Source organism: Pseudoalteromonas sp. T1lg88, from assembly GCF_002964765.1.
GTDB lineage: Bacteria > Pseudomonadota > Gammaproteobacteria > Enterobacterales > Alteromonadaceae > Pseudoalteromonas.
This window is the reverse complement of the sequence record NZ_PQCF01000018.1, coordinates 18028-44133: the sequence shown is the minus strand read 5'-3', so window position 1 is coordinate 44133 and position 26106 is coordinate 18028. Positions and strand designations below refer to the sequence as shown.

24 protein-coding genes and 1 pseudogene are annotated in these 26106 nt (G+C 48.4%); 6 read left to right on the top strand and 19 right to left on the bottom strand.

Annotation, left to right across the window (positions count from 1 at the left end; all coding sequences use genetic code 11):
- Nucleotides 1-7 precede the first annotated feature (7 nt).
- The 9 genes from bamA to rpsB all read right to left on the bottom strand — a co-directional run bounded on the left by bamA (nt 8) and on the right by rpsB (nt 10200).
- Nucleotides 8-2479, bottom strand: a complete 2472-nt coding sequence (gene bamA / locus C2M34_RS06665) for an outer membrane protein assembly factor BamA (protein ID WP_105258436.1) — start codon at nt 2477-2479, stop codon at nt 8-10.
- A 202-nt stretch (nt 2480-2681) separates the two neighbouring features.
- Nucleotides 2682-4034, bottom strand: coding sequence for a sigma E protease regulator RseP (gene rseP / locus C2M34_RS06660; protein WP_105258375.1), 1353 nt, complete (start codon nt 4032-4034; stop codon nt 2682-2684).
- A complete protein-coding gene (gene ispC / locus C2M34_RS06655) occupies nt 4034-5233 on the bottom strand; it encodes a 1-deoxy-D-xylulose-5-phosphate reductoisomerase (protein WP_105258374.1) in 1200 nt (399 codons plus the stop codon). The genes rseP and ispC overlap by 1 nt, the downstream gene beginning before the upstream one ends.
- Nucleotides 5230-6096 carry a phosphatidate cytidylyltransferase gene (locus C2M34_RS06650; protein ID WP_105258373.1) on the bottom strand — a complete coding sequence of 289 codons (867 nt, stop codon included), beginning with the start codon at nt 6094-6096 and terminating at the stop codon, nt 5230-5232. Before C2M34_RS06650 ends, ispC begins: the two co-directional genes overlap by 4 nt.
- Before the next feature lie 16 nt (nt 6097-6112).
- A complete protein-coding gene (gene uppS, locus C2M34_RS06645) occupies nt 6113-6880 on the bottom strand; it encodes a polyprenyl diphosphate synthase (RefSeq protein WP_442792518.1) in 768 nt (255 codons plus the stop codon).
- Between the two features lie 100 nt (nt 6881-6980).
- Nucleotides 6981-7538 carry a ribosome recycling factor gene (gene frr, locus C2M34_RS06640; RefSeq protein WP_105200533.1) on the bottom strand — a complete coding sequence of 186 codons (558 nt, stop codon included), beginning with the start codon at nt 7536-7538 and terminating at the stop codon, nt 6981-6983.
- A gap of 13 nt (nt 7539-7551) precedes the next feature.
- Nucleotides 7552-8298 carry a UMP kinase gene (pyrH, locus tag C2M34_RS06635; RefSeq protein ID WP_105200845.1) on the bottom strand — a complete coding sequence of 249 codons (747 nt, stop codon included), beginning with the start codon at nt 8296-8298 and terminating at the stop codon, nt 7552-7554.
- Nucleotides 8299-8508: 210 nt separating this feature from the next.
- Complete coding sequence (tsf, locus tag C2M34_RS06630) at nt 8509-9360, bottom strand: translation elongation factor Ts (protein WP_105258372.1); 852 nt, start codon at nt 9358-9360, stop codon at nt 8509-8511.
- 111 nt (nt 9361-9471) lie between these two features.
- Nucleotides 9472-10200, bottom strand: coding sequence for a 30S ribosomal protein S2 (gene rpsB, locus C2M34_RS06625; protein ID WP_105200535.1), 729 nt, complete (start codon nt 10198-10200; stop codon nt 9472-9474).
- 301 nt (nt 10201-10501) lie between these two features.
- Here rpsB and map point away from each other — a divergent pair, with 301 nt between their 5' ends.
- The 4 genes and pseudogenes from map (at nt 10502) to C2M34_RS06605 (ending at nt 15997) form a co-directional block, all read left to right on the top strand.
- Nucleotides 10502-11290, top strand: coding sequence for a type I methionyl aminopeptidase (map, locus tag C2M34_RS06620; RefSeq protein WP_105258371.1), 789 nt, complete (start codon nt 10502-10504; stop codon nt 11288-11290).
- A gap of 30 nt (nt 11291-11320) precedes the next feature.
- A pseudogene (gene glnD, locus C2M34_RS06615) lies at nt 11321-13950 on the top strand ([protein-PII] uridylyltransferase).
- 22 nt (nt 13951-13972) lie between these two features.
- A complete protein-coding gene (gene dapD, locus C2M34_RS06610; protein ID WP_105258435.1) occupies nt 13973-14797 on the top strand; it encodes a 2,3,4,5-tetrahydropyridine-2,6-dicarboxylate N-succinyltransferase in 825 nt (274 codons plus the stop codon).
- 150 nt (nt 14798-14947) lie between these two features.
- Nucleotides 14948-15997 carry a S66 peptidase family protein gene (locus C2M34_RS06605; RefSeq protein WP_105258370.1) on the top strand — a complete coding sequence of 350 codons (1050 nt, stop codon included), beginning with the start codon at nt 14948-14950 and terminating at the stop codon, nt 15995-15997.
- A 236-nt stretch (nt 15998-16233) separates the two neighbouring features.
- Here the strand turns inward: C2M34_RS06605 and C2M34_RS06600 are convergent, their stop codons facing one another.
- From C2M34_RS06600 to C2M34_RS06590, 3 genes are all read right to left on the bottom strand, one after another.
- A complete protein-coding gene (locus C2M34_RS06600) occupies nt 16234-16974 on the bottom strand; it encodes an HvfC family RiPP maturation protein (RefSeq protein WP_105258369.1) in 741 nt (246 codons plus the stop codon).
- Between the two features lie 2 nt (nt 16975-16976).
- Nucleotides 16977-17822 carry an HvfB family MNIO-type RiPP peptide maturase gene (locus C2M34_RS06595; RefSeq protein ID WP_105200540.1) on the bottom strand — a complete coding sequence of 282 codons (846 nt, stop codon included), beginning with the start codon at nt 17820-17822 and terminating at the stop codon, nt 16977-16979.
- A 78-nt stretch (nt 17823-17900) separates the two neighbouring features.
- Nucleotides 17901-18374: an HvfA family oxazolone/thioamide-modified RiPP metallophore gene (locus tag C2M34_RS06590; protein ID WP_105215566.1), complete on the bottom strand. Its 474-nt coding sequence runs from the start codon at nt 18372-18374 to the stop codon at nt 17901-17903.
- A 186-nt stretch (nt 18375-18560) separates the two neighbouring features.
- Here C2M34_RS06590 and C2M34_RS06585 point away from each other — a divergent pair, with 186 nt between their 5' ends.
- Together C2M34_RS06585 and C2M34_RS06580 are read left to right on the top strand one after the other, a co-directional pair.
- The gene (locus C2M34_RS06585; RefSeq protein ID WP_105200542.1) at nt 18561-19526 is read left to right on the top strand and encodes a tRNA-dihydrouridine synthase; all 966 of its coding nucleotides are present in this window, start codon (nt 18561-18563) and stop codon (nt 19524-19526) included.
- 96 nt (nt 19527-19622) lie between these two features.
- Nucleotides 19623-19979 carry a TraR/DksA C4-type zinc finger protein gene (locus C2M34_RS06580; RefSeq protein ID WP_105258368.1) on the top strand — a complete coding sequence of 119 codons (357 nt, stop codon included), beginning with the start codon at nt 19623-19625 and terminating at the stop codon, nt 19977-19979.
- Here the strand turns inward: C2M34_RS06580 and C2M34_RS06575 are convergent.
- From C2M34_RS06575 to C2M34_RS06545, 7 genes are all read right to left on the bottom strand, one after another.
- Nucleotides 19966-20946 carry a hypothetical protein gene (locus C2M34_RS06575; protein ID WP_158681401.1) on the bottom strand — a complete coding sequence of 327 codons (981 nt, stop codon included), beginning with the start codon at nt 20944-20946 and terminating at the stop codon, nt 19966-19968. The genes C2M34_RS06580 and C2M34_RS06575 overlap by 14 nt on opposite strands.
- Before the next feature lie 69 nt (nt 20947-21015).
- A complete protein-coding gene (locus C2M34_RS06570; RefSeq protein ID WP_105258366.1) occupies nt 21016-22281 on the bottom strand; it encodes a tetratricopeptide repeat protein in 1266 nt (421 codons plus the stop codon).
- A 13-nt stretch (nt 22282-22294) separates the two neighbouring features.
- Nucleotides 22295-22912, bottom strand: coding sequence for an energy transducer TonB (locus C2M34_RS06565; RefSeq protein ID WP_105200546.1), 618 nt, complete (start codon nt 22910-22912; stop codon nt 22295-22297).
- Entirely contained in the window at nt 22912-23313 is a 402-nt protein-coding gene (locus tag C2M34_RS06560; RefSeq protein ID WP_105200547.1) for an ExbD/TolR family protein, read from the bottom strand. The genes C2M34_RS06565 and C2M34_RS06560 overlap by 1 nt, the downstream gene beginning before the upstream one ends.
- A 14-nt stretch (nt 23314-23327) precedes the next feature.
- On the bottom strand, nt 23328-23852 hold the full coding sequence (locus C2M34_RS06555; RefSeq protein WP_105190820.1) for a MotA/TolQ/ExbB proton channel family protein: 525 nt from the start codon (nt 23850-23852) through the stop codon (nt 23328-23330).
- Nucleotides 23852-25216 carry a MotA/TolQ/ExbB proton channel family protein gene (locus C2M34_RS06550; protein ID WP_105200548.1) on the bottom strand — a complete coding sequence of 455 codons (1365 nt, stop codon included), beginning with the start codon at nt 25214-25216 and terminating at the stop codon, nt 23852-23854. Before C2M34_RS06550 ends, C2M34_RS06555 begins: the two co-directional genes overlap by 1 nt.
- A gap of 6 nt (nt 25217-25222) precedes the next feature.
- The gene (locus C2M34_RS06545) at nt 25223-25993 is read right to left on the bottom strand and encodes a DUF3450 domain-containing protein (RefSeq protein WP_105200549.1); all 771 of its coding nucleotides are present in this window, start codon (nt 25991-25993) and stop codon (nt 25223-25225) included.
- Nucleotides 25994-26106 lie beyond the last annotated feature (113 nt).

Below are 26106 nucleotides of genomic sequence, written 5' to 3'. Positions count from 1 at the left end.
AAACTCCTTAGAAAGTGTTACTAATGTTAAAGCTAACAGTTTTCGTCTTATCATCTTCTTCTTCTTGCAACGGATAAGCAAAACTAATTAGCATTGGCCCCATAGGCGAGATCCACTGGATTGAAAGACCAGTTGAGACCCTGAAGCGACCTGGATCGGAATAATCATCCAAGCGCGCACGCTCATCGGGCTGAAGGTTTTGATAACGGTCAACGTTAAACTCTGTATCCCATACGTTAGCCGCATCGACAAAGAAACTGGTACGAACGGAACTGCTGTTCTCGTCGTCTAAAAACGGTGTTGGTACTATCATTTCAATACCTGCCACCGCCTTGGCATTACCACCGATACGACCGGCAAGTTGCAGAGTATCAAACTCCTCGGCACCACCGATATTGCCGGTAGGCGTACCATCAGGCAAGGTTGTGCCCGGGATATTCTGCGGTGAACGAATTACCGCACGTGGCAAGATGGTATTACGGTCAAAGCCGCGTAATTCCTGCTCGGTAATGCGGAAGAACTCCTGCACAGGAAGAACCTGCTCATAGCCATTGGTTTCGCCATAACCATTACCATATCCTAGCGCCGCACGGGCTGAGAATACCCAGCGATGGTCATCGCTCACCGGCCAGTAATAACGCGAGTTATAGTTGATCTTAAAATACGTCAGATCTGAGTTCGGTGTGGTTGCCGACAGGTTTAACGACTGGCGAGAACCGGCCGTTGGGAACATACCACGGTTAACTGTCACACGAGACCAACCGGCGCTTAGCTCGTACTTGGTGAACTCAAAACCAGCATCCGGATTTTCCGGGTCCAGGAAGGTTTCACGCAGTACGCGCGTTTGCTCGTATTCGGCCAAATCAGACAGTTCTTCTTCTATCCAACGCACACCAAAGTTCAAACGGTTAACCGCATTAATAGGGAAACCAATATTGGTACCCAGACCATAGCTCTTCGATTTATAGTCGATCAGGCTAAATTCGCCGGCATCATAGTTACGATAGAAGATGCTCGAACCCTGAGAGACGCCATCCGGCGTAAAATAAGGGTCGGTATAAGACAGGCTGACGCTTTCTGAACCACGTGAGGTATTGATATTAAAGGCCACCTGGTTACCAGAGCCAAGGAAGTTAGACTCACTCACACCTATGTTAAACTGCAGGCCGTAGTAGGAACCGTAAGCCAAGCCAGCGGTAAAGCTACCGGCGGATTGCTCTTTCACGGTAAAGCCAACATCGACCTCGTCATCTGCACCGGGTACAGGTTTAACATCGAACTCCACGCTTTCCATATAGGGCAAACGTTGAATTTGTAATTTTGAGCGCTCAAGGTTTTGGTTTGAAAGCCAGGCACCTTCAAGCTGAGTCATCTCACGACGAACAACCTCATCGGCGGTACTTTGGTTACCTGAGATATCGATACGACGTACATAAACACGTTTGCCCGGGTCAACGGACAACACCAGTTGTACTTCTTTGGTTTCGTCGTCGATTTCCGGAATAGTACGTACCACGGCATTGGCATAACCAAAGCGGGCCAAATAACTCTTAATAAATTCTTCCGACGAAGTCACCACAGAGCCATTGTAAAGCTCCCCAGCCTTAAGTGGGAGCACGCTGCGGATCAGCTCTTCTCGGCCAAGCAGGTCACCGATAAAGTCAAAGCCCTTAACCATGTACTGCTCGCCTTCGGTGAGGTTAGCGGTCACATACACGGACTCACGCTCAGGACTTACCGAAACTTGTGTTGAGTCGATATTAAAGCGCAGATAACCACGGTCGAGGTAGTAGCTGCGAATTTTCTCTAAATCGCCCTCAATAGTCTGCTTCTGGTAACGGTCCGATGACATAAAGCGCCACCAAGGTAAGTCCTGTTTTGACTCCACCAGGCCCAGCAGCTCTTCATCCGGGAACAACTCGTTACCAACGATATTAATTTGGCGAATTGAGGCAGCTTCACCTTCATCAAACTTGAGTTTAAGGCGCACTCGGTTGCGCGGCAGACGAATGACCTCAACGTCAATCTTGGCGTTGTATTTACCTATACTGTGGAAGAATTCGATCAAACCCTTTTCCACATTATCCAAAACCGTTCTATCTAAAGGCTCACCGGTACGGATATCTTGCTGATCTAGGCTCTCGGTCAGCTGCTCGTCTTTAATATCCTTGTTGCCATCAAACTCAATAGCACTGATGGTAGGACGTTCGGTCACCTTAAAGATGATTTGATCGCCATCGCGGTACACTTCGATATCATCGAAATGGCCAGATTTATACAGGGATTTAATGGTTTTCGATACCGTATAGGTATCAATTTGGTCACCCACGTTAATGGGGATATGGGTCAGCGCGGCGCCTAAAGCTACTCGCTGCAGACCTTCAACTTTTAAATCTTCTACGATAAAGGATTCTTGGCCCAGGGCGGCGAAACTGGCCCCTAATAAACTCGTTACTGCCAAATGTTTTTTTATAGCCATTTTATTATCTTTGTCCTTTACTACAGTGTCTTCACCCAAACGCACTATTAGAGTTCGTTTTGCGCACGGCTGTTTTGGTTTGGGCCATCGGCTGCGTTTAATACAGCCATCTTATCATTGCTGTTTGGCTTACACAGCAGTTTCTTTATGCATCCGGCTCAGTTTTTACCCATAAAACAACCAAGCCGGCAGTAACCTCAAGTTACAAGCGCGCAATATCGTTTAACAAAGCAAACGCAGTAAGCGCCAATAATAAGGTTGCACCAATGCGAAAACCAATTTCTTGTGTCTTTTCAGAGACTGGCTTTTTACGAATAAGTTCAATTATGTAATACATTAGATGACCACCGTCGAGCACCGGCAGAGGCAATAAATTAAATACCCCTAGGCTCACACTGATCAGCGCTAAGAAACTTAAAAACGCGACGAAACCGTAGCTTACGCTAGTTCCTGCCCCAACCGCAATGCCTACGGGGCCACTGATATTTTTAATCGATACCTGACCTGTGATCAGGTTGGCAATCATTTCAAAGCTCAGGCTAACCATTTGCCAGGTTTTAGTCACCCCAAGGCCAATGGCCGTAATCGGGTTGTAACTGCGGGTCACAATTGCATCTTCAGGCCAAGGTTCTACCACAGGCACCACGCCAAGATAACCGCGACTCAAACCATCTTCCATAGGCTTATTCGCTGGGGTCACTGTCACATCCATGCCGCTTTTGTCGCGAATGATATGAAACTTCAGCGGCTGCTCCGCAGAGCGCTCGATTTGTTGTACCAAGGCCGGCCAGGACTTAATCAGCTTGTCCTCAACACTGACCAAGAGATCCCCTTCTTGTAAACCGGCTCTTTGCGCCGGAGAATCCGGAGCCACCATGGCCAAGGTTAAGGTTGCATCGGGACGAAACGGCACTATACCAATAGATGCCAGCGGCGACTGGTCGCGCTGTTGCAGGCTCCAGCCCTCAAGATCCAGCACCTTAATGCTTTGCATGCCCGACGGCGTTTGTATTTTCACATTAACGCTTTCATCACCCAGGTGCTGCATTAATGCCAGAGTTACTTCCTGCCAATCCTGAGTTTGCTGGCTACCCACCTCAATAAGCTGGTCGCCTTCTTTTAAACCCGCAACCTGAGCACGGCTTTGTGTGCCAACATCGCCAATAATAGGCTTCACTGATTGCACGCCGATGACATACATCAGACTCAGGGCGAAAATAGCGAATAAGAAATTGGCCAAGGGCCCGGCACTGACGATGGCAATGCGGGCATAAACGGATTTGGCATTAAATGACAGGTGACGCTCATGCTCGGCGACCTTATCGACGCGCTCGTCGAGCATTTTTACATAGCCACCAAGAGGGATCATGGCCACCACATATTCGGTGCCTAATTTATCGTACCAACGCAGCAGTGGCTTACCAAAGCCGATGGAAAAGCGCAGCACCTTAACGCCAGCCTTGCGAGCCACCCAGAAGTGGCCGTATTCGTGCACTGTGACTAGGATACCCAAGGCAAGGATAAAGGAGCCCAGGTGCCACAAAAATTCAAACATTAGTTTGCCCTACTCTTAATTTGCTGCTGTGCCACGCGTCTTGCGTCGCCATCGCACTGCAAAATTCCCTGTAAACATTCATCATATTGGGTCGACATGGCCGCCAGGGTATCGGCATTGACCGCATAAATATCGGTAAAGCGAATATGCCCGGCTAAAAATGCCGCCACCGCTTCTTCGTTTGCGGCGTTAATTATGGTGGTCGCACTTTGCCCCGCTTTACAGGCCTCTATGGCAAGGCGCAGGTTCGGGTAGCGATTAAAATCCGGGGCATGGAAGCTGAAGTCTTTCATGGTGCTAAAGTCCAGGGGCGCCACACCGGCATTAATACGCTGCGGGTAAGCCAAAGCGTGGGCTATGGGCGTGCGCATATCCGGTTGCCCCATTTGCGCGAGCACAGAACCATCGCTGTACTGCACCATGGAATGGATCATACTCTGCGGGTGGATCACCACTTCGATATCGTCGGCGCTGGCATTAAAGAGCCACTTGGCTTCGATAAATTCCAAACCCTTGTTCATCATGGTCGCAGAATCGACTGAGATTTTCTGGCCCATGGACCAATTTGGGTGTGCGACCGCTTCGGCAACGGAAATATCGGCAAAGGTGTCCAGGGCGCGCTCACGAAACGGGCCACCCGAGCCGGTTAATAAAATTTTAGTCACCCCATGGGCCGTCAAGGTGGCGTCATGGTGGCCTTGAATGGCCTCGGGCATACATTGGAAGATGGCGTTATGTTCGCTGTCGATGGGCAATAAGGTGGCGCCGTGGTGGCGTACCTTATCCATAAATAATTGCCCCGACATGACCAAAGATTCTTTATTTGCCAACATCACTACCTTGGCCGCTTCAATGGCGTACAAGGTTGGAATTAGCCCGGCGGCCCCTACTATGGCGGACATCACCATATCAACATCGCTGTGTTGGCAGAGCATGGCCATATCCTGCTCATAGTCCACGACCTGGGTGGCACTTCCAAGCGCATTTAGGCGCTCGGCCAGCTGCTTGTTTGCATCAGCGCAGGAAAGAGTCGCAAATTGCGGCTTATGCACAACACAGTCGCTCACCATTTGCTCAAGGTTACGTCCAGCGACCAGGGCAAAGACCGAATATTGCTCTTGATTGCGGGCAATCACATCCAGGGTACTTTGGCCGATAGAGCCGGTAGAGCCTAAAATGGTGACGCTTTTGCTGCTCATAGAGTCATGGTCCAGGCGTAAAACACGACAAAGATAGGTGCCGCTGCGGTCAGGCTGTCGATTCTGTCAAGAATACCGCCATGGCCGGGTAAGCACTTACCACTGTCCTTCATGCCTGCCTGACGCTTAAACATGCTTTCCAGCAGATCGCCCACCGCAGAAAAGGCAGCAACAATCACTGCCATCAGTGCATAAGGCGCCCACATACCAGGCTCGATATCTTTAAAATAACAAAATACCAAGACGAAGATGGCAGCGCTTACCAGGCCGCCGACAAAGCCTTCGATGGTTTTATTCGGGCTCACCTTGGGCATCAATTTGTGTTTGCCAAAGTTTTTACCACAGAAATAGGCGCCGATATCGGCACACCAGACAATACCTAATACCGCCAGGATCAAGTAGGAACCAAACTGGCTCGACTCGTCATAGTTGGCGCTGCGCAGCACACATAACGCCAGCCACAAAGGTGCCAGGGTTAATATTCCGGAAATGCCACGCATTAAATAACCCTGCGACCAGGCATCACTGAATTTAGGGTAACGTACCACCAAAATGGTGGCGACAATCCACCAAGCCAGCGCCAGGGTGAAAACATAATTGATATCCGGCAGCATTTGCCCTTGCTGCCACAGTGCGGTGATCGGCCAATGCCATTGCATCAGAGCCACCAGCACACCGACCAAGGCCACATAGATAAGCCTTTTGCCGCGATTACAAATTCCCATTAACGCCGACCATTCGTAGGCGCCTAATAATACGATGCCGCCGGCACAGTAACTAAACCAATCCAGAGGGGCTAAAAACACTAATGCAAGGGCCAGTGGCGCCAGCACCAATGACGTGATAATTCGTTGTTTAAGCAAGTCTTATACCTTCAACTTAGGGCTGAGCGTGTGAGAGTAATTGTTTTATTTGTTCGCCGGTACATCCGAACCGACGTTCTCTCGATACATAGCAGGCAATGGCCTCTGCAAACACCGACTCATTAAAGTCGGGCCATAGCGTAGGCGTAAAATAAAGCTCAGCATATGCCGCCTGCCAAAGCAGGAAGTTACTGATGCGCAGGTCACCGCCGGTACGTATCAATAAATCCAGTTCACTTTGTTCATTAAGACTAATATGCTTTGCCAGCGAGTGCTCGTCAACGTCATCCGCTGTTATTTCACCTGCCGATACCTTAAGCGCCAACTGTTTAGCGGCTTGGGCGATATCCCAACGACCACCATAGTTTGCGGCAATATTTAGCCGTAAACCGCTGTTATTGGCGGTTAACGCTTCAGCTGCAGCTATCTTCTCTTGTAGCTTTGTGGAAAAGCGACCTAGGTCGCCGATAATGGATAATTTAACGTTATTTTTATGCAGTTTTTTCACCTCGCGGCCAAGAACCATTAAAAACAGTTCCATCAGCGTGGTGACCTCTTCTTCCGGGCGTCGCCAGTTCTCACTGCTAAAGGCAAATAAGGTGAGCGACTCTATGCCCAATTTGGAGCAAAATTTCACTGCTTCTCTAACCGCATCAACCCCTTTTTTATGGCCGTACACCCGCGGGTGACCCTGAGCCTGCGCCCAACGACCATTGCCATCCATGATAATTGCCACATGTTTGGGCAATAATTGCTGCGAAATTTGTTCTGCGTCTAAAGCCATGTAACTCAAATTATCCACAAAAAAACGCCGCCTAGTATACCCTAGACGGCGTTACAAACCTAATGGCAATTTATGAGCAAATTGCTCATATTTAGCACATTTAGAATTCCATCAATTCTTCTTCTTTGGCGCTCAGCTGTGCGTCCATTTCCTTGATGTACTTGTCTGTTAGCTTTTGGATAGCATCTTCGCCTTGGCGTGCTTCGTCTTCAGAGATATCTTTATCTTTTAATAGTGTTTTGATATCACCGTTAGCATCACGACGGATGTTACGCACCGCTACACGACCGCTTTCAACTTCACCACGTACGATCTTGATAAGGTCTTTACGACGTTCTTCCGTTAGTGGAGGAAGAGGAACGCGAATTACCGTGCCCGCTGACGATGGATTTAGACCCAGATCAGAAGTCATAATGGCCTTTTCAACCGCTTGTGCTAAAGAGCGGTCGAATACGCTGATCGCCAGCGTACGCGCGTCTTCGATAGTTACGTTAGCAACTTGGTTTAGCGGCGTATCAGCACCGTAATAAGAAACGGTGATACCGTCTAGCAATGCCGGGTGAGCACGGCCGGTACGGATTTTAGATAGTTGGCTGCCAAGTGCGGCTACACTTTTTTGCATGCGCTCTTGCGCACTTTTTTGAATGTCGTTTATCACGCTAGTATCCTACTTATTTTGTCTCACTAGAGGCTTCAGAAGAAATCAAGGTTCCCTCTTCTTCACCCATGATCACGCGCTTAAGCGCACCAGGTTTATTCATATTAAAGACACTGATTGGCATATTGTGGTCGCGCGCCAGGGTAAAGGCGGCCAAGTCCATCACTTTCAGTTCTTTTTCAATTACTTCATTATAGGCAAGATGACGATAAAGAGTGGCTTCTGGGTTTTTCACCGGATCATCACTGAACACACCGTCTACCTTAGTGGCTTTAATTACGGTGTCGGCTTCGATTTCGATACCGCGTAAACAGGCCGCGGAATCTGTGGTAAAGAATGGGTTTCCTGTACCGGCAGAGAAGATCACTACACGGCCCGACTTCAACAAGCTGATCGCCTCAGCCCAGTTGTAAGCATCACATACGCCATTTAGAGGAATGGCAGACATTAAGCGCGCATTTACAAAGGCGCGGTGCAAGGCATCACGCATTGCCAGGCCATTCATAACCGTAGCCAGCATACCCATGTGGTCGCCAACAACACGGTTCATACCCGCTTCCGCCAACGAACCGCCACGCAGGAAGTTACCGCCACCGATAACCAAACCCACTTCTACGTCGAGCTCTACCAACTCTTTAATTTCTTGTGCCATGCGGTCAAGCACTTTAGGGTCGATGCCGAAGCCCTCTTCGCCCATTAAGGCTTCACCACTTAGTTTGAGTAGAACACGTCTAAAAATAGGTTTGCGATTAGTATTCATATTTTCCTGGCCAATAACGAATTGAGATAAAAAATAACCGCGCCTATGTGGGTACATAAGAGCGCGGTTATTCTAATTAATTTTGCTGGGCGACGCAAAAGCAAATCATGGCTTTTGCTCACTTAAGGCCGCCGTTTCCTCTACTAAATGTAAAGAGACACGGCACTGATAAAAGGTTCGCCACAGCATGCTTATACAAGCTTAAAGAAATTACTCGCCTTTAGCAGCAGCGATTTGCGCAGCTACTTCAGCAGCGAAGTCTTCTTCTTTCTTCTCGATACCTTCACCTACTTCTAGGCGAACGAAAGCAGATACTGATGCGCCACGCTCTTTAAGCATTTCGCCAACAGTTTGCTTAGGTTCCATGATGAAAGCTTGACCAGTTAGAGAGATCTCGCCAGTGAACTTCTTCATGCGGCCAACAACCATCTTCTCAGCGATTTCGGCTGGCTTGCCTTCGTTCATTGCGATTTCTACTTGAACTGCTTTTTCTTTTTCAACTACGTCTGCAGGTACGTCTTCTGGGTTTACGAACTCAGGCTTAGACGCAGCAACGTGCATGGCAACGTGCTTAAGAGTTTCTTCTTCAGCTTCACCAACAACAACAACACCGATACGGTCGCCGTGACGGTAAGAAGCTAGCTTAGCACCATCGATGTACTCAACGCGACGTACGTTGATGTTTTCACCGATTTTAGCAACTAGAGCAACACGCGTTTCTTCGAACTGAGCTTGAAGAGTGGCGATGTCTGCTTTTGATTCAGCAGCAGCGTCAAGTACCTGGTTAGCGAAACCTAGGAAGTTTGCATCTTTAGCAACGAAGTCAGTTTGACAGTTAACTTCAAGAAGCGCAGCGAAGCCGTTGCCTTCTTTGATAAGGATTGTACCTTCGGCAGCGATGTTACCCGCTTTTTTAGCAGCTTTAGCAGCACCGCTCTTACGCATGTTCTCGATCGCTAGATCGATGTCACCGTTAGTTTCAGTTAGTGCTTTTTTACAATCCATCATGCCAGCGCCAGTGCGCTCGCGTAATTCTTTAACTAGGGCAGCAGTTACAGCCATGGGAGTTTCCTCAAATCAATGTTTAGAGCAAGTGACGATGCGTCACTTTGAATTAAGAATATCAAGTCTTCACCACTTTAGGATGAAGACTTGATGACAAGCGAGTCGCGATTACTCAGCGGCTACGAAATCGTCTTTTTCAGCTTGAACGGCGATGTTGCTTTCACGGCCTTCAATAACAGCAGTAGCAACTGCGTTAGTGTAAAGCTGGATTGCACGGATCGCGTCGTCGTTACCAGGAACGATGTAGTCAACGCCATCTGGGTTAGAGTTAGTATCAACGATAGATACTACTGGAATGCCCAGGTTGTTCGCTTCTTTGATAGCAATGTGCTCGTGATCAGCATCGATAACGAATAGTGCGTCAGGAAGACCGCCCATATCCTTGATACCGCCAAGGCTCTTTTCAAGCTTAGCCATTTCACGAGTAAGCATTAGCGCTTCTTTCTTAGTTAGCTTCTCAAACGTACCGTCTTGGCTTTGAGTTTCAAGATCTTTAAGACGCTTGATTGACTGGCGAACAGTTTTCCAGTTAGTAAGCATACCACCTAACCAACGGTGGTTTACGTAGAACTGGTCACATTTAACTGCCGCTTCTTTTACTGCTTCGCTTGCAGCGCGCTTAGTACCAACGAAAAGTACTTTACCTTTGTTAGATGCAGCGTTCTGGATGAAGTTAAGTGCATCGTTGAACATAGGTACAGTTTGCTCAAGGTTGATGATATGAACCTTGTTACGCGCACCGAAGATGAACGGCTTCATCTTAGGATTCCAGTAACGAGCCTGGTGACCGAAGTGTACACCCGCCTTAAGCATGTCGCGCATTGAAACGTTTGCCATTGTATTTTCCTCTATAATTTTGGGTTAAGCCTCCACATATCCCATAGCACCAACACCGCGGAAAGTTTCGTAAAATCATTCCTAAGTGCACCCAAGTGTATGTGTCGATATGTGTGTGTGTTAATATTAAATGGTTATGTCTTCGTTACAGACAAACCACTCGCAGTAAGTTTAATTTTACCGGCGGTGATTTTATTTGTAAAAAGACGGCGCGCTTTATACCATATTAGCGACCAAGACTCAAATTTTTGTGCACTATTTGTGCGCAGCAAATATCTTTAAAAACCGAATTGGAGCATCAATGACTGCAGTGATCAAAACCCCGGAAGAAATCGAAAAAATGCGCGTTGCGGGCCGTTTGGCCGCCGAGGTACTGGAAATGATCGGCCCTTATGTAAAGCCTGGGGTGACCACTGATGAGCTCAACACCATTTGTCACGACTACATAGTGAACGAGCAAGATGCGATTCCTGCGCCGCTAAACTACCACGGTTTCCCTAAGTCCATCTGTACCTCGGTGAACCATGTTATTTGTCACGGTATTCCTAACGACAAGCCGCTTAAAGAAGGCGATATCATCAATATCGATGTAACCGTGATCAAAGACGGTTATCACGGCGACACTTCCAAGATGTTCCATGTCGGCCAGCCAACGATTCAAGGCAAGCGCCTGTGTGAAGTGACCCAAGAAAGCCTCTACCTGGCCATTAAAATGGTTAAGCCGGGTGCACGTTTGGGCGATATCGGTGCTGCTATCCAAAAATATGCCGAAGGCTTTAGCTACTCCATAGTGCGCGAATACTGTGGTCACGGCATAGGCAAAGACTTCCACGAAGAGCCGCAGGTGATGCACTATGGCCGTCCGGGCACGGGCGAGACCTTAAAAGCCGGCATGTGTTTAACCATAGAGCCCATGGTGAACGCCGGTAAGCGCCAGTGTAAACTGCTTAAAGACGAGTGGACGGTTATCACCAAGGACCGTAGCCTGTCGGCGCAGTGGGAGCACACCCTGCTGGTTACCGACAACGGCGTTGAAGTGTTAACGCTGCGCAGCGATGAAGATCTGCCGCGAGTGATTGAGCACAATTAACGAACCCGGTTAATAAGCAAGGATAACTAAGTGGCCCTACCGAATAAGTTAAAAGACCTGCTTGAGCAGGCGAGCAAATTGGATAATACAAGGCCTGTAGCCAATACTTTTATAAATGGCTCGGCAATCAATTTGATAAACAACCGGTAGGCTCGCTTATCCGCGCCCGCGCCGAATACATAGACCGCTTACTGATCAAGCTGTTTCACAGCTGCGATCTGGCCCATGAACCGGAGCTCGCTTTGGTTGCGGTCGGCGGTTATGGTCGCGGCGAATTACATCCCTATTCCGATATCGACTTTCTGCTTTTAGTACGCAACGACCCGGCCCCTGAGCTGTGCGAAAAAATCGGCCAATTCGTCACCCTGTTGTGGGACCTGAATCTTGAAATTGGCCACAGCGTACGTACCCGTGAGCAAGTTATTGAGCAAAAGAAAGAAGATGTCAGCTTCGCCACCAGTTTGCTGGAAAGCCGCCTTATCTTTGGTAACCATATCGAGTTTGAAAAGCTCAAAGAGCATATTTTGCAAACACCGGTATGGGGCTCAGACGACTTCTTTATCGCCAAGCGCCAGGAGCAAGACCTGCGCCATCGCAAATGTCATGGCACCGCTTATAACCTGGAACCCAATATCAAGGAAAACCCCGGTGGCTTGCGCGATTTGCAAACCATTATCTGGGTGGCGAAAAAACACTTTCAGGCCGAAGCTCTTGAAGAGCTGATCAACCACGGTTACCTCACCCACGAGGAATACCAAGAGTTGCTCGAGTGTTTGGAGAACCTTTGGAATATTCGCTTTGCCTTGCATTTAGCCGCCGGGCGCAACGAAAACCGCCTGTTGTTCGACCATCAGCCCCATGCCGCCGAGATTTTAGGTTTCGGCAGTGACGGTAAGGCCTCGGTCGAGCGTATGATGAAACGCTTGTTCCGCATTATGAGCCGGGTGCGCGAGCTCAACCAGATGCTGCTGGCTTATTTTGAGCAAAGTATTTTACCGGACCAACGCCAATTGCCCGTGGTCGAGCTCGACCGTAACTTTGAGCGCATTGGTCACCAAATTCGGGTAAAAAACCCTTCGGTATTTTTCCGCCGCGACCAGCTTTTAGCGCTGTTCGAGCATATTGCCGATCACCCGGAGATCACCCATATCTACCCCAGTACCATACGCACCATGCGTCAGGTACGCCGTCGTTTACTCGGTGATTTACAGGACTACGCAGCTTGTCGCGACGCCTTAATGCGTTTGGTAAAGCACCCCAATGGCATGGGTCGCGCCTTTACCCTGATGCATAAGCACGGCATTTTAGCGGCCTACTTGCCACAATGGCGCAATATTTTTGGGCAGATGCAGTTTGATCTATTCCACGCCTATACAGTGGACGAACACACCCATAGACTGATCAACAATATCTACCAATACGGCGATAAAACCCGTATCAGCGATTTCCCCATTTGCAGTGAAATCGTCACCCGCATGGATAAGCCGGAGCTCCTGTATCTGGCGGCAATTTTCCACGATATCGCCAAAGGGCGCGGCGGCGATCACTCCGAACTCGGTGCCGTGGATGCCCTTGCCTTTGCACGCTTACATCAGTTGCCCACTTCCGATGGCAGGTTGATTGCCTGGCTGGTTGAAAATCACCTATTGATGTCGGTTACGGCGCAGCGTAAAGACATTAACGATCCGGATGTGATCAATGAATTTGCCGGCAAGGTTAAAAATGAGCGCCAGCTCGATTACCTCTATTGTTTAACCGTGGCGGATATTCGCGCCACCAACGACAATTTGTGGAACGATTGGAAAAACACCCTGCTGCGCGAACTCTACCTGCATACCCAAAGGGCACTGCGTTTAGGTTTGGAAAACCCCATGGATATGCGCGACCAAATTCGCGATAAAAAACAGCAGGCTAAGCAAAGGTTAATCAACCTGGGTTATGATGAGGGGCAGATTGACCTGCTCTGGAGTCGCTTTAAGGCCAATTATTTTACCGCCTTTAGTGAGCAGCAGATTTCCTGGCATTGTGAGCACTTGCTAAGCTCCGAGGACCTGTCTCAGCCCAGTGTTACCGTCTCCCCAGAACCCATGCACGGCGGCACCCAGGTCTTTGCCTACAGCCCTTACAGTGCCGCGCTATTTGCGCGTCTGGTCAGTGTTATCGGCTCAAAGAAAGCGCAAATTCAACATGCCCAGGTGATGACCACCAAAGACGGCTATGTGATATTCAGCTTTGTGATTTTAGAGGTTAATGGCGAGCCATTAAGCACAGGGCGAGGCACAAGTATAAAACGGGCGCTGGAGCTCTTTATGCTCGATCCCAAGAAGAAGATCCGCATTAAAAAGAGTCGTTCACAGCGCTTTAAAGACTTTAATATTAAGCCCAAGATAATATTACGACCTCATGCCCATGCGGATCGCAGTCTAATAGAAATTCAGGCGGTGGATATTCCTGGATTATTGACCAAAATAGCCCAGGTATTTCAACGTCACCAACTGCATATTCATGCCGCCCGCATCACCACTGTGGGCGAGCGTGCGGAAGACTTTTTCGTCGTTTCCAACAACGACTACAAGGCCTTGACGGATGAAGAGCAAGTTAAGATCCATCAAGCACTTAGGAAGAAACTAAACGCCGACAATGAAGCAACAACCGCTTAGTCGGCGCACTAACGAGGATAATATGGCAGATTTAAAAACCATTATTGAGCAGGCGTGGGATAACCGCGACGCCATTAGCCCAAGCAGCGTATCGAGTGAAGTCAAAGACGCCATTATCGCCGTACTTGAGCGCCTGGATAAGGGTGAAGCCCGCGTTGCCGAGAAGATCTCCGGCGAATGGGTGGTGCATCAGTGGCTGAAAAAAGCAGTATTGCTATCGTTTCGTATTCGCGACAACCAGGTGCTTGCCGACGGTGCCAATCAGTATTACGACAAGGTACCGCTTAAGTTTGCCGATTACACGCCGGAGCAATTCCAGCAAGAAGGCATGCGCGTAGTGCCTAATGCTGTCGCCCGTAAAGGCAGCTATATCGGCAAGAACGTAGTGTTAATGCCTTCTTACACTAATATCGGCGCCTATGTTGATGATGGCACCATGGTTGATACCTGGGCTACCGTAGGTTCATGTGCGCAAATCGGTAAAAACGTGCACCTGTCTGGCGGCGTGGGTATCGGCGGTGTGCTTGAGCCACTGCAGGCCAACCCAACCATTATCGAAGACAACTGCTTTATCGGCGCCCGCTCGGAAATCGTTGAAGGCGTCATCGTCGAAGAAGGTGCGGTAATTTCCATGGGCGTGTATATCTCGCAAAGCACCCGCATCTTTGATAGAGAAACAGGTCAAATTCACTATGGTCGCGTGCCTGCCGGTGCCGTTGTGGTTCCTGGCTCTATCCCAAGTAAAGATGGCAGCCACAGCCTGTATGCCGCTATTATCGTGAAGAAGGTCGACCAACAGACTCGCGAAAAAGTTGGCGTTAACGCCCTACTACGTGGCGTAGAATAAGCTCTTCAAAAGCCTCCACAACCCGTGGAGGCTTTACCACACCTATTAATTTATTCCATCCAACCTATAAAATTTGAAATATATACTTCACTGCGGTAATCATAGAGTCTGCAGCTCTTGGCTACAGTACGCATCCTGTGAGGTAGATAAATGAACAAACGTACCTTTTTAAAAACCTGCTCCCTCCTTGGAGCTGGCTTGCTGGCCAGTACCGGGGCACAGGCTATTGGTATACCTAAATTGGGCGCTCAAGCCGTTATCAAACCCAAGGCGTTAAAAAAAGGCGGCACAATCGCCATTGTCAGCCCTTCTGCGGCGACCGTAGAGCTCAAAGAGCTGATCCTGGCGCGTCAGCTGGTAGAGGCCCTGGGATATAAGGTTAAGCTGGCCGAGCATGTACTTGCTCGCCGTGGCCATTTGGCGGGAACCGATGCCCAGCGTGCGGCGGATATCAATGCCCAGTTCGCCGACCCCGAAGTCGATGCGCTCTTTTGTCTGCGCGGGGGCTCAGGCGCGGCCCGTATTCTCCCCCTACTCGACTACCCAAGTATCGCTGCCAACCCCAAACCCTTATTGGGTTACTCAGATATTACCGCGTTGCATAACGCCCTGCTCTCCCAAGCCGGCTTGATCAGCTTTCACGGCCCCAATGCAAGCAGCGATTGGAATCCATTTAATGTGCAACAGTTCCAACGTCTGTTTGAACAGCGCCAGCGCATGCACTATATGAATTTACCCCGCGGTGAGGACGAGCTGGTGAACAGCCGCTATCTGACGCAAACCATTAATCCGGGGCGCAGCAGTGGCCGCTTAATTGGCGGCAATTTAACCGTGCTCACGGCCTTGGCAGGCTCTCCCTATTTACCTAGCTTTGATGGCGCCATTTTATTTTTGGAAGACACAGAGGAAGCTCCCTATCGTATCGACAGAATGATGAGCACCTTAAAGCTGATGGGCGCGTTGGATAAGCTCAGTGGCTTTGTGTTTGGCGATTGCAACCTGTGTAAACCTAATTCTGGTTACGGCTCGCTGAGCCTGGATGAGATTTTCGCAGATTATATTAAGCCGCTGGGCATACCAGCCTATCGCGGGGCCATGATAGGTCATGTGAAGCAACAGTTTATCTTACCCGTGGGCGCTCGGGTTACACTTGATGCCGATGCCGGCTCCATCACCTTGGCCGAGTCGGTGTTTAGCTAAGGGTTTTTCAGGCACAAAAAAGCCCCTAACGGGGCCTTGTGCAAATATTTTCTTAGGCTGAAATGGCGGTTACCCAACCTAGAATTGCATTAAGACAACCAATGCCTACGAATACCGCGAGAAATGCAGCGAAATATTTGAAGTTGAAAGGGTCTTTAAAATCACCTTTATGCGCCATAGTAATTACCTCTTAAACACGACAAAAAACGGCGCATATAGTAATCTAATATCGGCTATCAATCCAGCGTTAGCACTATGCTTCTTTGTGCTAAGTCCGCCAGAATCTGCTGCGCCCCAGCTTGTAGTTGGGCTTCACTGAAGCTCGGTGCCTGCTGTTTGAGCAAGGTACATAAAGCGCTAAGGCTAATACCGGGATGCTTATCGAGAGTATCGAGTAACAGCGCGGTCATGGCATTGAGGGCCAAAAATTGCACCTCATCATCCCTATCACGATAAACACAAATATAGCTTGGCACCTGATCTGGGGCAGTCGGTTGGTTATCAACCGAAATGGTTTGCACCGGATAGTGATAACAGACCACCTGCGCACATTCGCTTAAATATAAGGGCTCATCCTTTACGGCGGCGATGGCACGATATTGGCCCTGCACCTTAGCTGTAGCCACCGCAAGCTCGACCCATTCATAATGAGCCAGCTCAAGCAAAAATGCGGGATCGCTGGCCTGAGGGGTATATTCTTGCGCCAAAAAGTCCACAAACTCTTTTGAGATATCAAGAAAGTATGGGGATTGCGCCTGATGTTGAGCAAAAAAGGCGCGCACCAGCTGCTGCCATTGCTGCGGTTTGTAAAGGCTATGCAAGACAGGGAAGCCACTTTCTAAAAAGCCGTTGACGTTATTAAAAAACAGCTCACGGTAGATTTTCATGCGCCGCTCTTCGATATCCTCAGGCTTGGGGTTAGCCTGTGGATCGCGAATATAGTCACTGAATTGCTTTTGCACCTGTTTAAACTGCATCTTTAGGCTCGCTGCTGATTAACTAAAAAAGGCTTTTGCAGCTCGGCTATGGTATCGAGCTCGGTTATTAACTGTGGCAAGGGCGGAATATTAAAGTCACGCTCAAGCAGGGTTGGGTGCACACCATGACATTCATAAGCCTGCTGTAGCAGACGCCACACCGGATCTATGACATCGGCACCATGGGTATCGACAATTAAATCTTCGGCCTCATTATAGTGACCTGCCACATGGATATAGGCGATGCGCTCACTGGGCAAACCTTGAAGAAAGGCTGTGGCGTCATAGCCGTGATTTACCGAGTTCACATAGATGTTATTTACATCAAGCAGGAGCTGACAATCGGCCGCCGCCAACACTTGGTTAGTAAATTCCAATTCCGTCATTTCTTGCCCGGGCGCACCGTAATAAGAAACATTTTCCATTATCAGCGGTCGCTCTAAAATATCCTGCACTTGACGAATGCGCGCCGCAACATAGTCTACCGACTCACAGGTAAAGGGAATGGGCATAAGATCATACATATGGCCACCGGCGGAGCAATAACTTAAATGCTCGCTATACATACGAATATTGTGCTCATCAAAGAAGCGTTTCAGGGCCTTGAGAAAACTAATATCCAGGGGGTCCGGCGAGCCTATCGATAAGGAAAGGCCATGGCAAATAAAGGGGTGACGCTCGGTCAAGGCTTTAAATTGCTTACCCAGCTTGCCGCCAAAGGGCAACCAGTTCTCGGGCGCGACTTCCATAAAACCAATTTGCTCGGGAATATGGGTGAGCATCTCCTCTACCATCTCGCGACGCAGCCCAAGGCCAACCTTACCTATGTCTGTGGCATGGGATTTCATCTCGTACTCCTAGGGGGTTCCTAAAAACACAAGCCGCGTGTGACAGCGGCTTGCATAGGTCTGACTTTACCTCAGTGCTTATGCGCTGTGGCCGCCACATTTACCTTCTTTCTCGGCTTTGCCTTCACCGCACTTGCCTTCTTTCTCGCCTTTTTTGGCCTTGCCTTCACCGCATTTACCTTCGCCACACTTACCTTCTTTTTTGGCCTTGCCTTCGCCGCATTTACCTTCGCCGCACTTGCCTTCTTTTTTGGCTTTGCCTTCACCGCATTTGCCTTCGCCGCACTTGCCTTCTTTTTTGGCTTTGCCTTCACCGCATTTACCTTCGCCACACTTGCCTTCTTTTTCGGCTTTCTTGGCTTCACCGCAGCGACCTTCTTTTTCAGTCTTACCTTCACCGCATTTGCCTTCACCGGCATCTAGCTGATAACCAGCTACCATTTCTTGCATTTCGAATGGATTTGCCTGGGCATCGGTTGCTGTCATTGCAGCACCACCGGCAACAACTGCGCCTAAGGTCAATGCAATTGAATTTTTCTTTAATGTGTTCATGCTCTTGCTCTCTCTGTGTTAGTAGCTGTCAAAATAAGTAGACCCGACTTAATGGCGGATGCTTTCACTAAGATTAGATTAATTTTGTAATCAGATCACAGACTTAAATATGAACTGATAATGCTATTTTATCAATAGCCTAGTTCAGGTTAGAATACGCGGCCAAAATTTCCTATAAGGTCAAACATGAAACTTATCCTCGCACCCATGGAAGGCGTTGTAGATTTTAAAATGCGCCAGCTGCTGACCGACATTGGTGGCTTTGACCTGTGTGTGACCGAGTTTGTTCGTGTTGTTAACCAGCGCCTACCACGACGCGTGTTTATGCGTTATTGCCCAGAGTTACACAATGGCGGCTATACCCGCGCCGGCACACCAGTGCGCATCCAACTGCTTGGGCAAGACCCATATTATTTAGCTGAAAATGCCGTTAAAGCGGTCGCTTTGGGCTCCCACGGCATAGATTTGAACTTTGGTTGTCCGGCCAAGACGGTTAATAAAAGCAAGGGCGGTGCCGTGCTTTTGAAAGAGCCTGAGCAGGTCTATCAAATCGTTAAGGCAGTGCGTGATGCGGTGGATAATGAGCATATTGTTACCGCCAAGGTTCGACTTGGCTTTGACGATGATTCCCTAAGCAGTGAGATTTTCGATGCCGTAGCCCAGGCCAAGGCCGATGGTATCGCCATACATGCGCGTACCAAACGGGACGGCTATCGCCCACCGGCCTACTGGGACAAGATAGCACCTCTGCTGGCCAGAAATACCAATATGGAAGTGGTGGCCAACGGCGAGATTTGGGATCTTAAAGATGCCCATAACGCCCGCATCCAAAGCCAGTGTCAACACCTGATGCTGGGCCGCGGAGCCTTGGCTATGCCTGACCTGGCGGCCTGGATAAAAGCAGAAGATTTAGGGCAACCCCACCGCCGCTTGAGCTGGCATGATGTTATCTATCATATAGTGCACTCGTCTATGCATGACGATGAGCTGATGTCAAAACGCTACTTCGCCAATCGCACCAAGCAATGGTTAGGATACTTAAAACGCACCTACAGCCAGGCCGATGCCTTGTTCGAAGATATCCGTCGTCTACACGATAAAGATGAAGTATTGGCGGTGTTAAAACACCATAGTGAGCAAGCGGAGCATTAACTCACTCTTTTTCGCCTTTAGTTGATCACGGTCATATCGACACAGCCAGTTAATGGCCACAATAAAAGCTACCTAAGTAAAACAGTGGATTGTGCCATGACTATCGAGACGCTCGACTTTGAATCGAAAGTAGAGGTGTTACTCGCGCAAGTGCGTGAAGAACTTTTAAATCGCTTGCGCTATTCCACCCTCAGCCATGAGAACGAGATATATCAAACCTTGGCAGCGCACCCAGAATGGGATTGGGTAGCGCATCTTCGCGATAAATCCGGACCCACCTATAAAGATCTTGTGGATAGACTGGAGCGGTTAGAAGCAACCCAATGTCAATTCGATCTCGGGCTATTCGGCTTTTGCAGCGATTGCGAAGAGCCCATTGAGGCGGCCCGCATTTTAGAAGACGTGACCACCCAACGCTGCGAGCAATGCGAGGCACATCTTAAAGCTCGTTAAGCACGCCTGCATAAATAAAGCTTTGCCCTGGGTGGGTTAAAACCTGCATCAAGATGCGCGTTGCCACCCCGGCATCAATTCCCTTCTTGGCCAAGGCGGTATAGACAAAGTGTTCGTTCCACATATGAGCATGTACGCCTAAGTCAACTTCCATCCATATTAACGCCATGCGGCGCTGTGGCGGGCTCAGAGACTGCTCTTTAGCCCACCCCCTTAGGTCGCCATAGTTTTGCCGCCAATCAAGGTCTGGGAGCAGCTGGGCGCTGTCTCTGTTTGGCAAAGGCTGCACATCCGTCTCTTTTAGGCTCTTTTGCTTGCCTTGAATATGGGTAAACCACTGGATTGGAGAGCGCACCTGGCCGCTATAATAATTAATTTTTGCCTGATACCACTGGGCACCATTGGGCAACTGGGACAAACCCAGTTGATTGCGAGGCGTATACTTGTCTAAATAGGCCTCCAGGCTGGTAATGGCCTTGTTGAGCGCAGGCTCTGTACCCTTGTCCTTAAAATGCCCTAACTGGGCCTGCATATGCGCTACTTCAACGGCATTAAGGAAGATTTTACTCTCTTTCGCCAGCTCCAGGGTGTGCTCAACATAAGTCAACCACCCGGCCAAGCCGTGCTGCCACTGAGGGTTTTGGAAGGCAGTGGCATCGACATCTATTTTTGCCGCCATAGGCCAGGGTTGATAACGGCGGACAAAGCGTTCTTCGGTGATTAAATAGTCCAAGGTTTGCGCTTGCGCTGGGGTTAACTGTGAGCGGGTTATGGCATTGTAGATATCATGACGTTGCTTTAGATACTGCTCGGTATAGGGCCAGGGCTGGCTGGTATCGCTTGATTCGCCACTGAGTCTGGCATTGAGCTGCTGCAAGGCTGCAATAGCCTGTTGTGAATTTAAGTCAGGCGCATCCGAGCACCCTGCCAATAACAATAAACCTACCGATAAAATTCGCTTGATCATAATCCGCTCAATGCTGTTATAAATATAAAAAAAGCCCCAAATGGGGCTTTTTATGATCACATGCTGTGATTAAAGACTTACGCCGTTGCGCTGCGCCTTATCCTTAATGAAGGTCTTCCAGCTGCGAGCAAACTTACGTGTACTTGGATCTTCCGCTGCTTTGGAGATCGCTGCATACGCTAGCTTGTATTTCTCTTGCTGTAAGTAGGCTTCGGCCAAATCAGAGTAGATAGCACCCTTTTTCTCCGAACCTAAGTCAAGCGCCTTGTTTAATAAGGCTACCGCCGAATCAAACTGCTGAGCTTGTAAACGCAATGAACCCGCCTTACGGAAAAGCTCAGCATCGCTATCAAACTTTGCTGCTTCTTCGTAATACTTAGCCGCTGTCTTAACGTTTTTCGCATTATGATAGTAGCTGGCAATTGCCGTTAAATTAAGCTTAGTACGCTCAACCTTACCCTCATTTACCGCTTTTTCCATATGGAAACCGGCTTTGTAAGGTATACCAACGAAAGAGTATAGCTGGGCCAATACTTTATAGTCGACTTCTGACTCTAAATAGCCGTTATCGTAAGCTATATCCATGATATTAAGACCTTTTTCATAGTCTTCTACCTGCATATAGAAACGACCTAGGTTAGTCCAAGACTTTTTGTCTTCGGGCCAACTTTTAACCATACGCTCACCAACTTTTACTACGTTCTTGAAATCTTTCGTCTCGTAGTAAGCACCCATAAGCAGCGAGAATGGAGCCTTTTTAGGCTCATTGTTCGCATCTAGCTCAATGGCGCGCTCAGCTGGTTGTACTACGTCTTTAAACTGACCAAGCTCATAGTTAGCCTGCGCAATACGCGTGTACACTGTGGCATCTTCTTGACCGGTAAAGTCCATCCACTCTATGTAGGCTTGCTTCGCTTCTTTGTACTTTTTGGTGTTAGCCAATAAGTCACCAATCAGCTTCATTGACTGCTCTTGGTCGTTGAAGTTAAGCACATCAGGCTTAACCGCATCGCGAATGTGCTTGATCGCTAACTGAAAGTTGTCTTTTTGCGCGTACAACTGACCTAAATAACGGTCTACCGTAGCTTTATCGAACTTATCAGAAGGGTCTAGCTCTTTCAAAACAGCAATGGCACCGTCGATATCTTCCGCTTCATAAAGCTCAAAGGCTTTAACCACTTTTTTACCGACGCGCTCACCCATGACCTTGGTCTTAGCGTTTTTGCGCTTTTCGATCTCCGCATAGTTCGGTGCAGCCAACGCTGAAGTGCTGACTACGCCGCCTGATACGGAAATTAGCAGAGCGAGTGCAGTAACTTTCGATAGATTTTTCATCTCTACACTCTCCTTACTGGTCTTGGTTCAGTTTAAAGTCAAGCTGTACTGTGATGCCAGGCTGCTTCATTGGCTTGCCATCAACAACTTTTGGCTTGTACTTCCATTTACGCAATGCGCGCACAGCTTCGCGGTCAAAGATACGTTTAGGCTCTGCATCGATAACCTCTACGTCTTCTACACCACCTAGCTCGTTAATGGTGAATGAAAGTTGTACCCAACCTTCTTTACCATCACGTGCGGCTTGCACAGGGTATTTAGGTTCAATTCGCACAAGAGGTGTCGCATCACCATCTCGGCCAAACGCACCTGGGCCACTTAGTCCACCGGCAGAACCACCCACGTTAACACTTGGCATATTAAAGCCTAGTGCGCCAGCATCAGGGTTGCTGTTGTCTGGCTGTGGCGGCTGCGGCTTAGGCGGCTGCTTAGGCGGAGGAGGCGGCGGTGGCGGTACACGTTTGCGCTCCTGAACCTTGGATTCAGGTGGATTCGTCATAATTTCGACAACGATCTTCTCTTTCTCGTTAGCGGCGCGTCCGTCTCCTCCGGAGATCAGATACGCCATGAAAAAGAATAAGCCGAAAGTAACTGCCCCACCTGCAATCAGTGAAAACAGAAAACGAATCATTACTTTTCTCCAGCGATGGATATCTTATCGATACCTGCAGCTTTAATTTGGTCCATTACCTTCACAACAACACCGTGCTTCGCTTCTTTATCCGCTTGGATAATTACGATTTCGGTTGGTTGCTCTGCTAATAGACGTTCGATATTTGCAGCTACACGCTCGGCATCTACCTGACGCTTATCCATCCAAATTTCACCATTAGAGCGGATAGCGATGAAGATATTTGCATTTTTCTTCTGAGTCGCTTGCGCTGCTTCAGGTTTATTTACATCAATACCAGCTTCTTTAACGAACGAAGTAGTTACGATAAAGAAGATAAGCATGATGAATACGATGTCTAGCATCGGCGTCATATCGACCGCTGCTTCTTCTTCTTCACGAAAACGTTGTTTACGTGCCATATTCAAATCTCTCTCTAGTGATGAGGCAAGCTATCGATCAGCTTTTCTTTAGCCATTTTTGCACGTGCTTCAAGACGTGTACTAAAGAATACACCCGATAGTGCCGCAACCATTCCAGCCATTGTTGGGATTGTTGCCATTGAAATACCTGACGCCATTAGTCGAGGGTTACCAGTACCTTGGGTTGCCATGGTTTCGAAAACCGCGATCATCCCCGTTACTGTACCCAGTAGACCGATTAACGGACATACAGCTACCAATGTCTTAATCAACAACATGCGCTCATCTAATTTTTCAGACGCTTCAGAAATCCATGCATCGCGGATTCTGTGTGCGTACCAAGACGTAGTGTCTTGGCGGGCGTCCCACTTGGCTACGATTCCTTTTTTCATTTTCGGAAACTCAGCAAGTAGGAACCAATAGCGCTCAATCATTAAAACCCACATGAGGAAGAGTGCTATCGCGACCACGTATAAAACCTGGCCGCCTGTGCCAACAAAATCCCTGATAGATTCCCAAATCTCCATCAGGACTAGCATTAGGCTTTCTCCTTCTCCGCGTGAGCAGCGATAATACCAGCGCTTTGCTCATCAAGAATGTGGATGATTGATTTACTACGACCGGCAACAACAGCGTGTACTAGGATTAGCGGAAGTGCCGCGATTAGACCTAGGGCTGTAGTTACTAGAGCCATTGAGATTGAACCAGCCATGATCTTCGGATCACCTGTACCGAATAGAGTGATCTGCTGGAAGGTGTTGATCATACCAACAACGGTACCAAGTAGACCTAGTAGTGGTGCGATAGCAGCCAAGATCTTGATGATGTTGATACCCATTTCGATGCGAGGCGTTTCACGTAGAATCGCTTCATCAAGCTTAAGCTCAAGGTTTTCAACGTCTTGGTTTTTGTTGTCTTGGTAAACTTTAAGGATACGACCAAGCGGGTTACCTTCAGAAGGAGCGCTGGTGTTCTTAAGTTGACTCTTGATCTTACCTGAAGTGATTGTTAGGTCTACTAGACGAACAATCGCGATTAGGAAACCAATCACTAGTAGAATAGCGATGATGTAACCTACTTCACCACCTTGGTGGAAACGCTCTTCAGGAGTTGCTTTTTGCGTGTTTAGACGCAAGATTGAACCACGAGTTGGGTCAACGTAGAAACCAGTGTACGCGTCTGCAGAAGTACCGATAAGTGACTTAGCAGTGTCAAGTACGTAACCGTCTGGTTGACGACCTAGTGGTTGAATCGACTGAGTGTCGCCTGAGTAGATCAGGTAACCTTCGTCTGTGATCAGGTTGAAGTTACCGATACGAGTTACTTGCTTAGTTGAGATTGAACCATCAAGCTCAGAAACTTCAGCTTCGAAAGAAGATACTTTCGCAGACTCGGTCATTTCAGTTTGTAGGGCAATCCAAAGCTCTTCTAGTTCACGAGTAGTTGGTAGCTCTTTAGCCGCCGCTAGTGAACGAAGGATCTCAGCACGTCCAGGCTTTTCAGCACTTACTAGTGATGCTTCGATTGAACCGATAGTTTCTTGTGCCGCACGACGTACAACACCGAACATTTCACCTAGGGTACCTTTTGCATTTTCAAGTGCAGTTTCTTTTTCCGCTAGAGTGATTTCGTTTTGTGCGTATTCTTTTTGCAGACGCTCACCACGTGCTTTTTCAGCAGCTAGTTCACGCTTTGCAGTGTTAAGAAGCGCTTGCTGGTCAGCACGAGCAGCTAAGAACTCTTGCTCACGTTGCTTGTTTAGCTTGCCTTCAGAGATACGCTCTTTCTTTACTTGCTCAAGGATTTGGTCAAGTACTTGCGTGTTTGCGTGGGCATTAAGCGCAGCACCGGCAGAAACAGAAAGTACTGCTGCAACAGCAAAACCTTTAAATAGTTTCTTCATTATCTATTACTCCGCGCCGAAGATTGGTAGTTTAACAAGATCCGGAGCCGCTTGCTTACGGGCCATACGGATTGTCTCTTTGATAGGCTTCAAGAATTCGTCGCCTAACTCTTCCCATTGCTTAGTAGTGTTGTTCCACACCCAAGCGTTCTTCTGGTCGAAAGATTGTGCTACATAAGCGATACGACCCAGACGCGCGAAGTCTACAGAGATATCACGACCGTCGATGTTCAGGCTACCTTGGTTAGCAACCATAGTCGTGCTGTAGTCTTTCTCTACCATGTAGGCTTCAAGAACCTGACGGAACTTCTCAGAAGTCGTCACAGAAGCGCTAGTCATGATGTCGCGAAGCTTCTCAACACGCTCCATACGCTCTTCAGTGTCAAACGGAACGTCCGCTTTGATGAATTGCTCAAGCGTATCGATCATGCGATACATCAAAGGCACAACGTTTTGTTTTGTTTTGTCGATACCAGCGATCTGACGCTCCAAAGACTCGATTTGTGAGTTTTGGTCATCAACAAGACGCTGAACGTGGTCGTTATAGACCTTCATGATTTCTGTTTCATCTACAGTAGAGCGGTAATCAGCGATTAGCTCTTGTGTTTGACCATAGATGTTGTCGATTTTAGTTTGAGACTTAACAGCAGCCGTTTGAATAGTTGCACCAGCTTTGTGCAAGTCATTCAACGGATCTGCCATCACATTGTTGCTTGCAAGTGCAGCTGCGCCAACCAACGCAGAAGCTACAAGACTCTTTCTGATTTTAACAGACATAGTTCCCAACCAATTAAGTAATGTTACTTTTTGAATTTTTATCGGCCCACCTAAAGTGAGCCAACCTAGGTATCTTTATAGTGATACCAACTAGCCAATAATGCTAAAAGCTT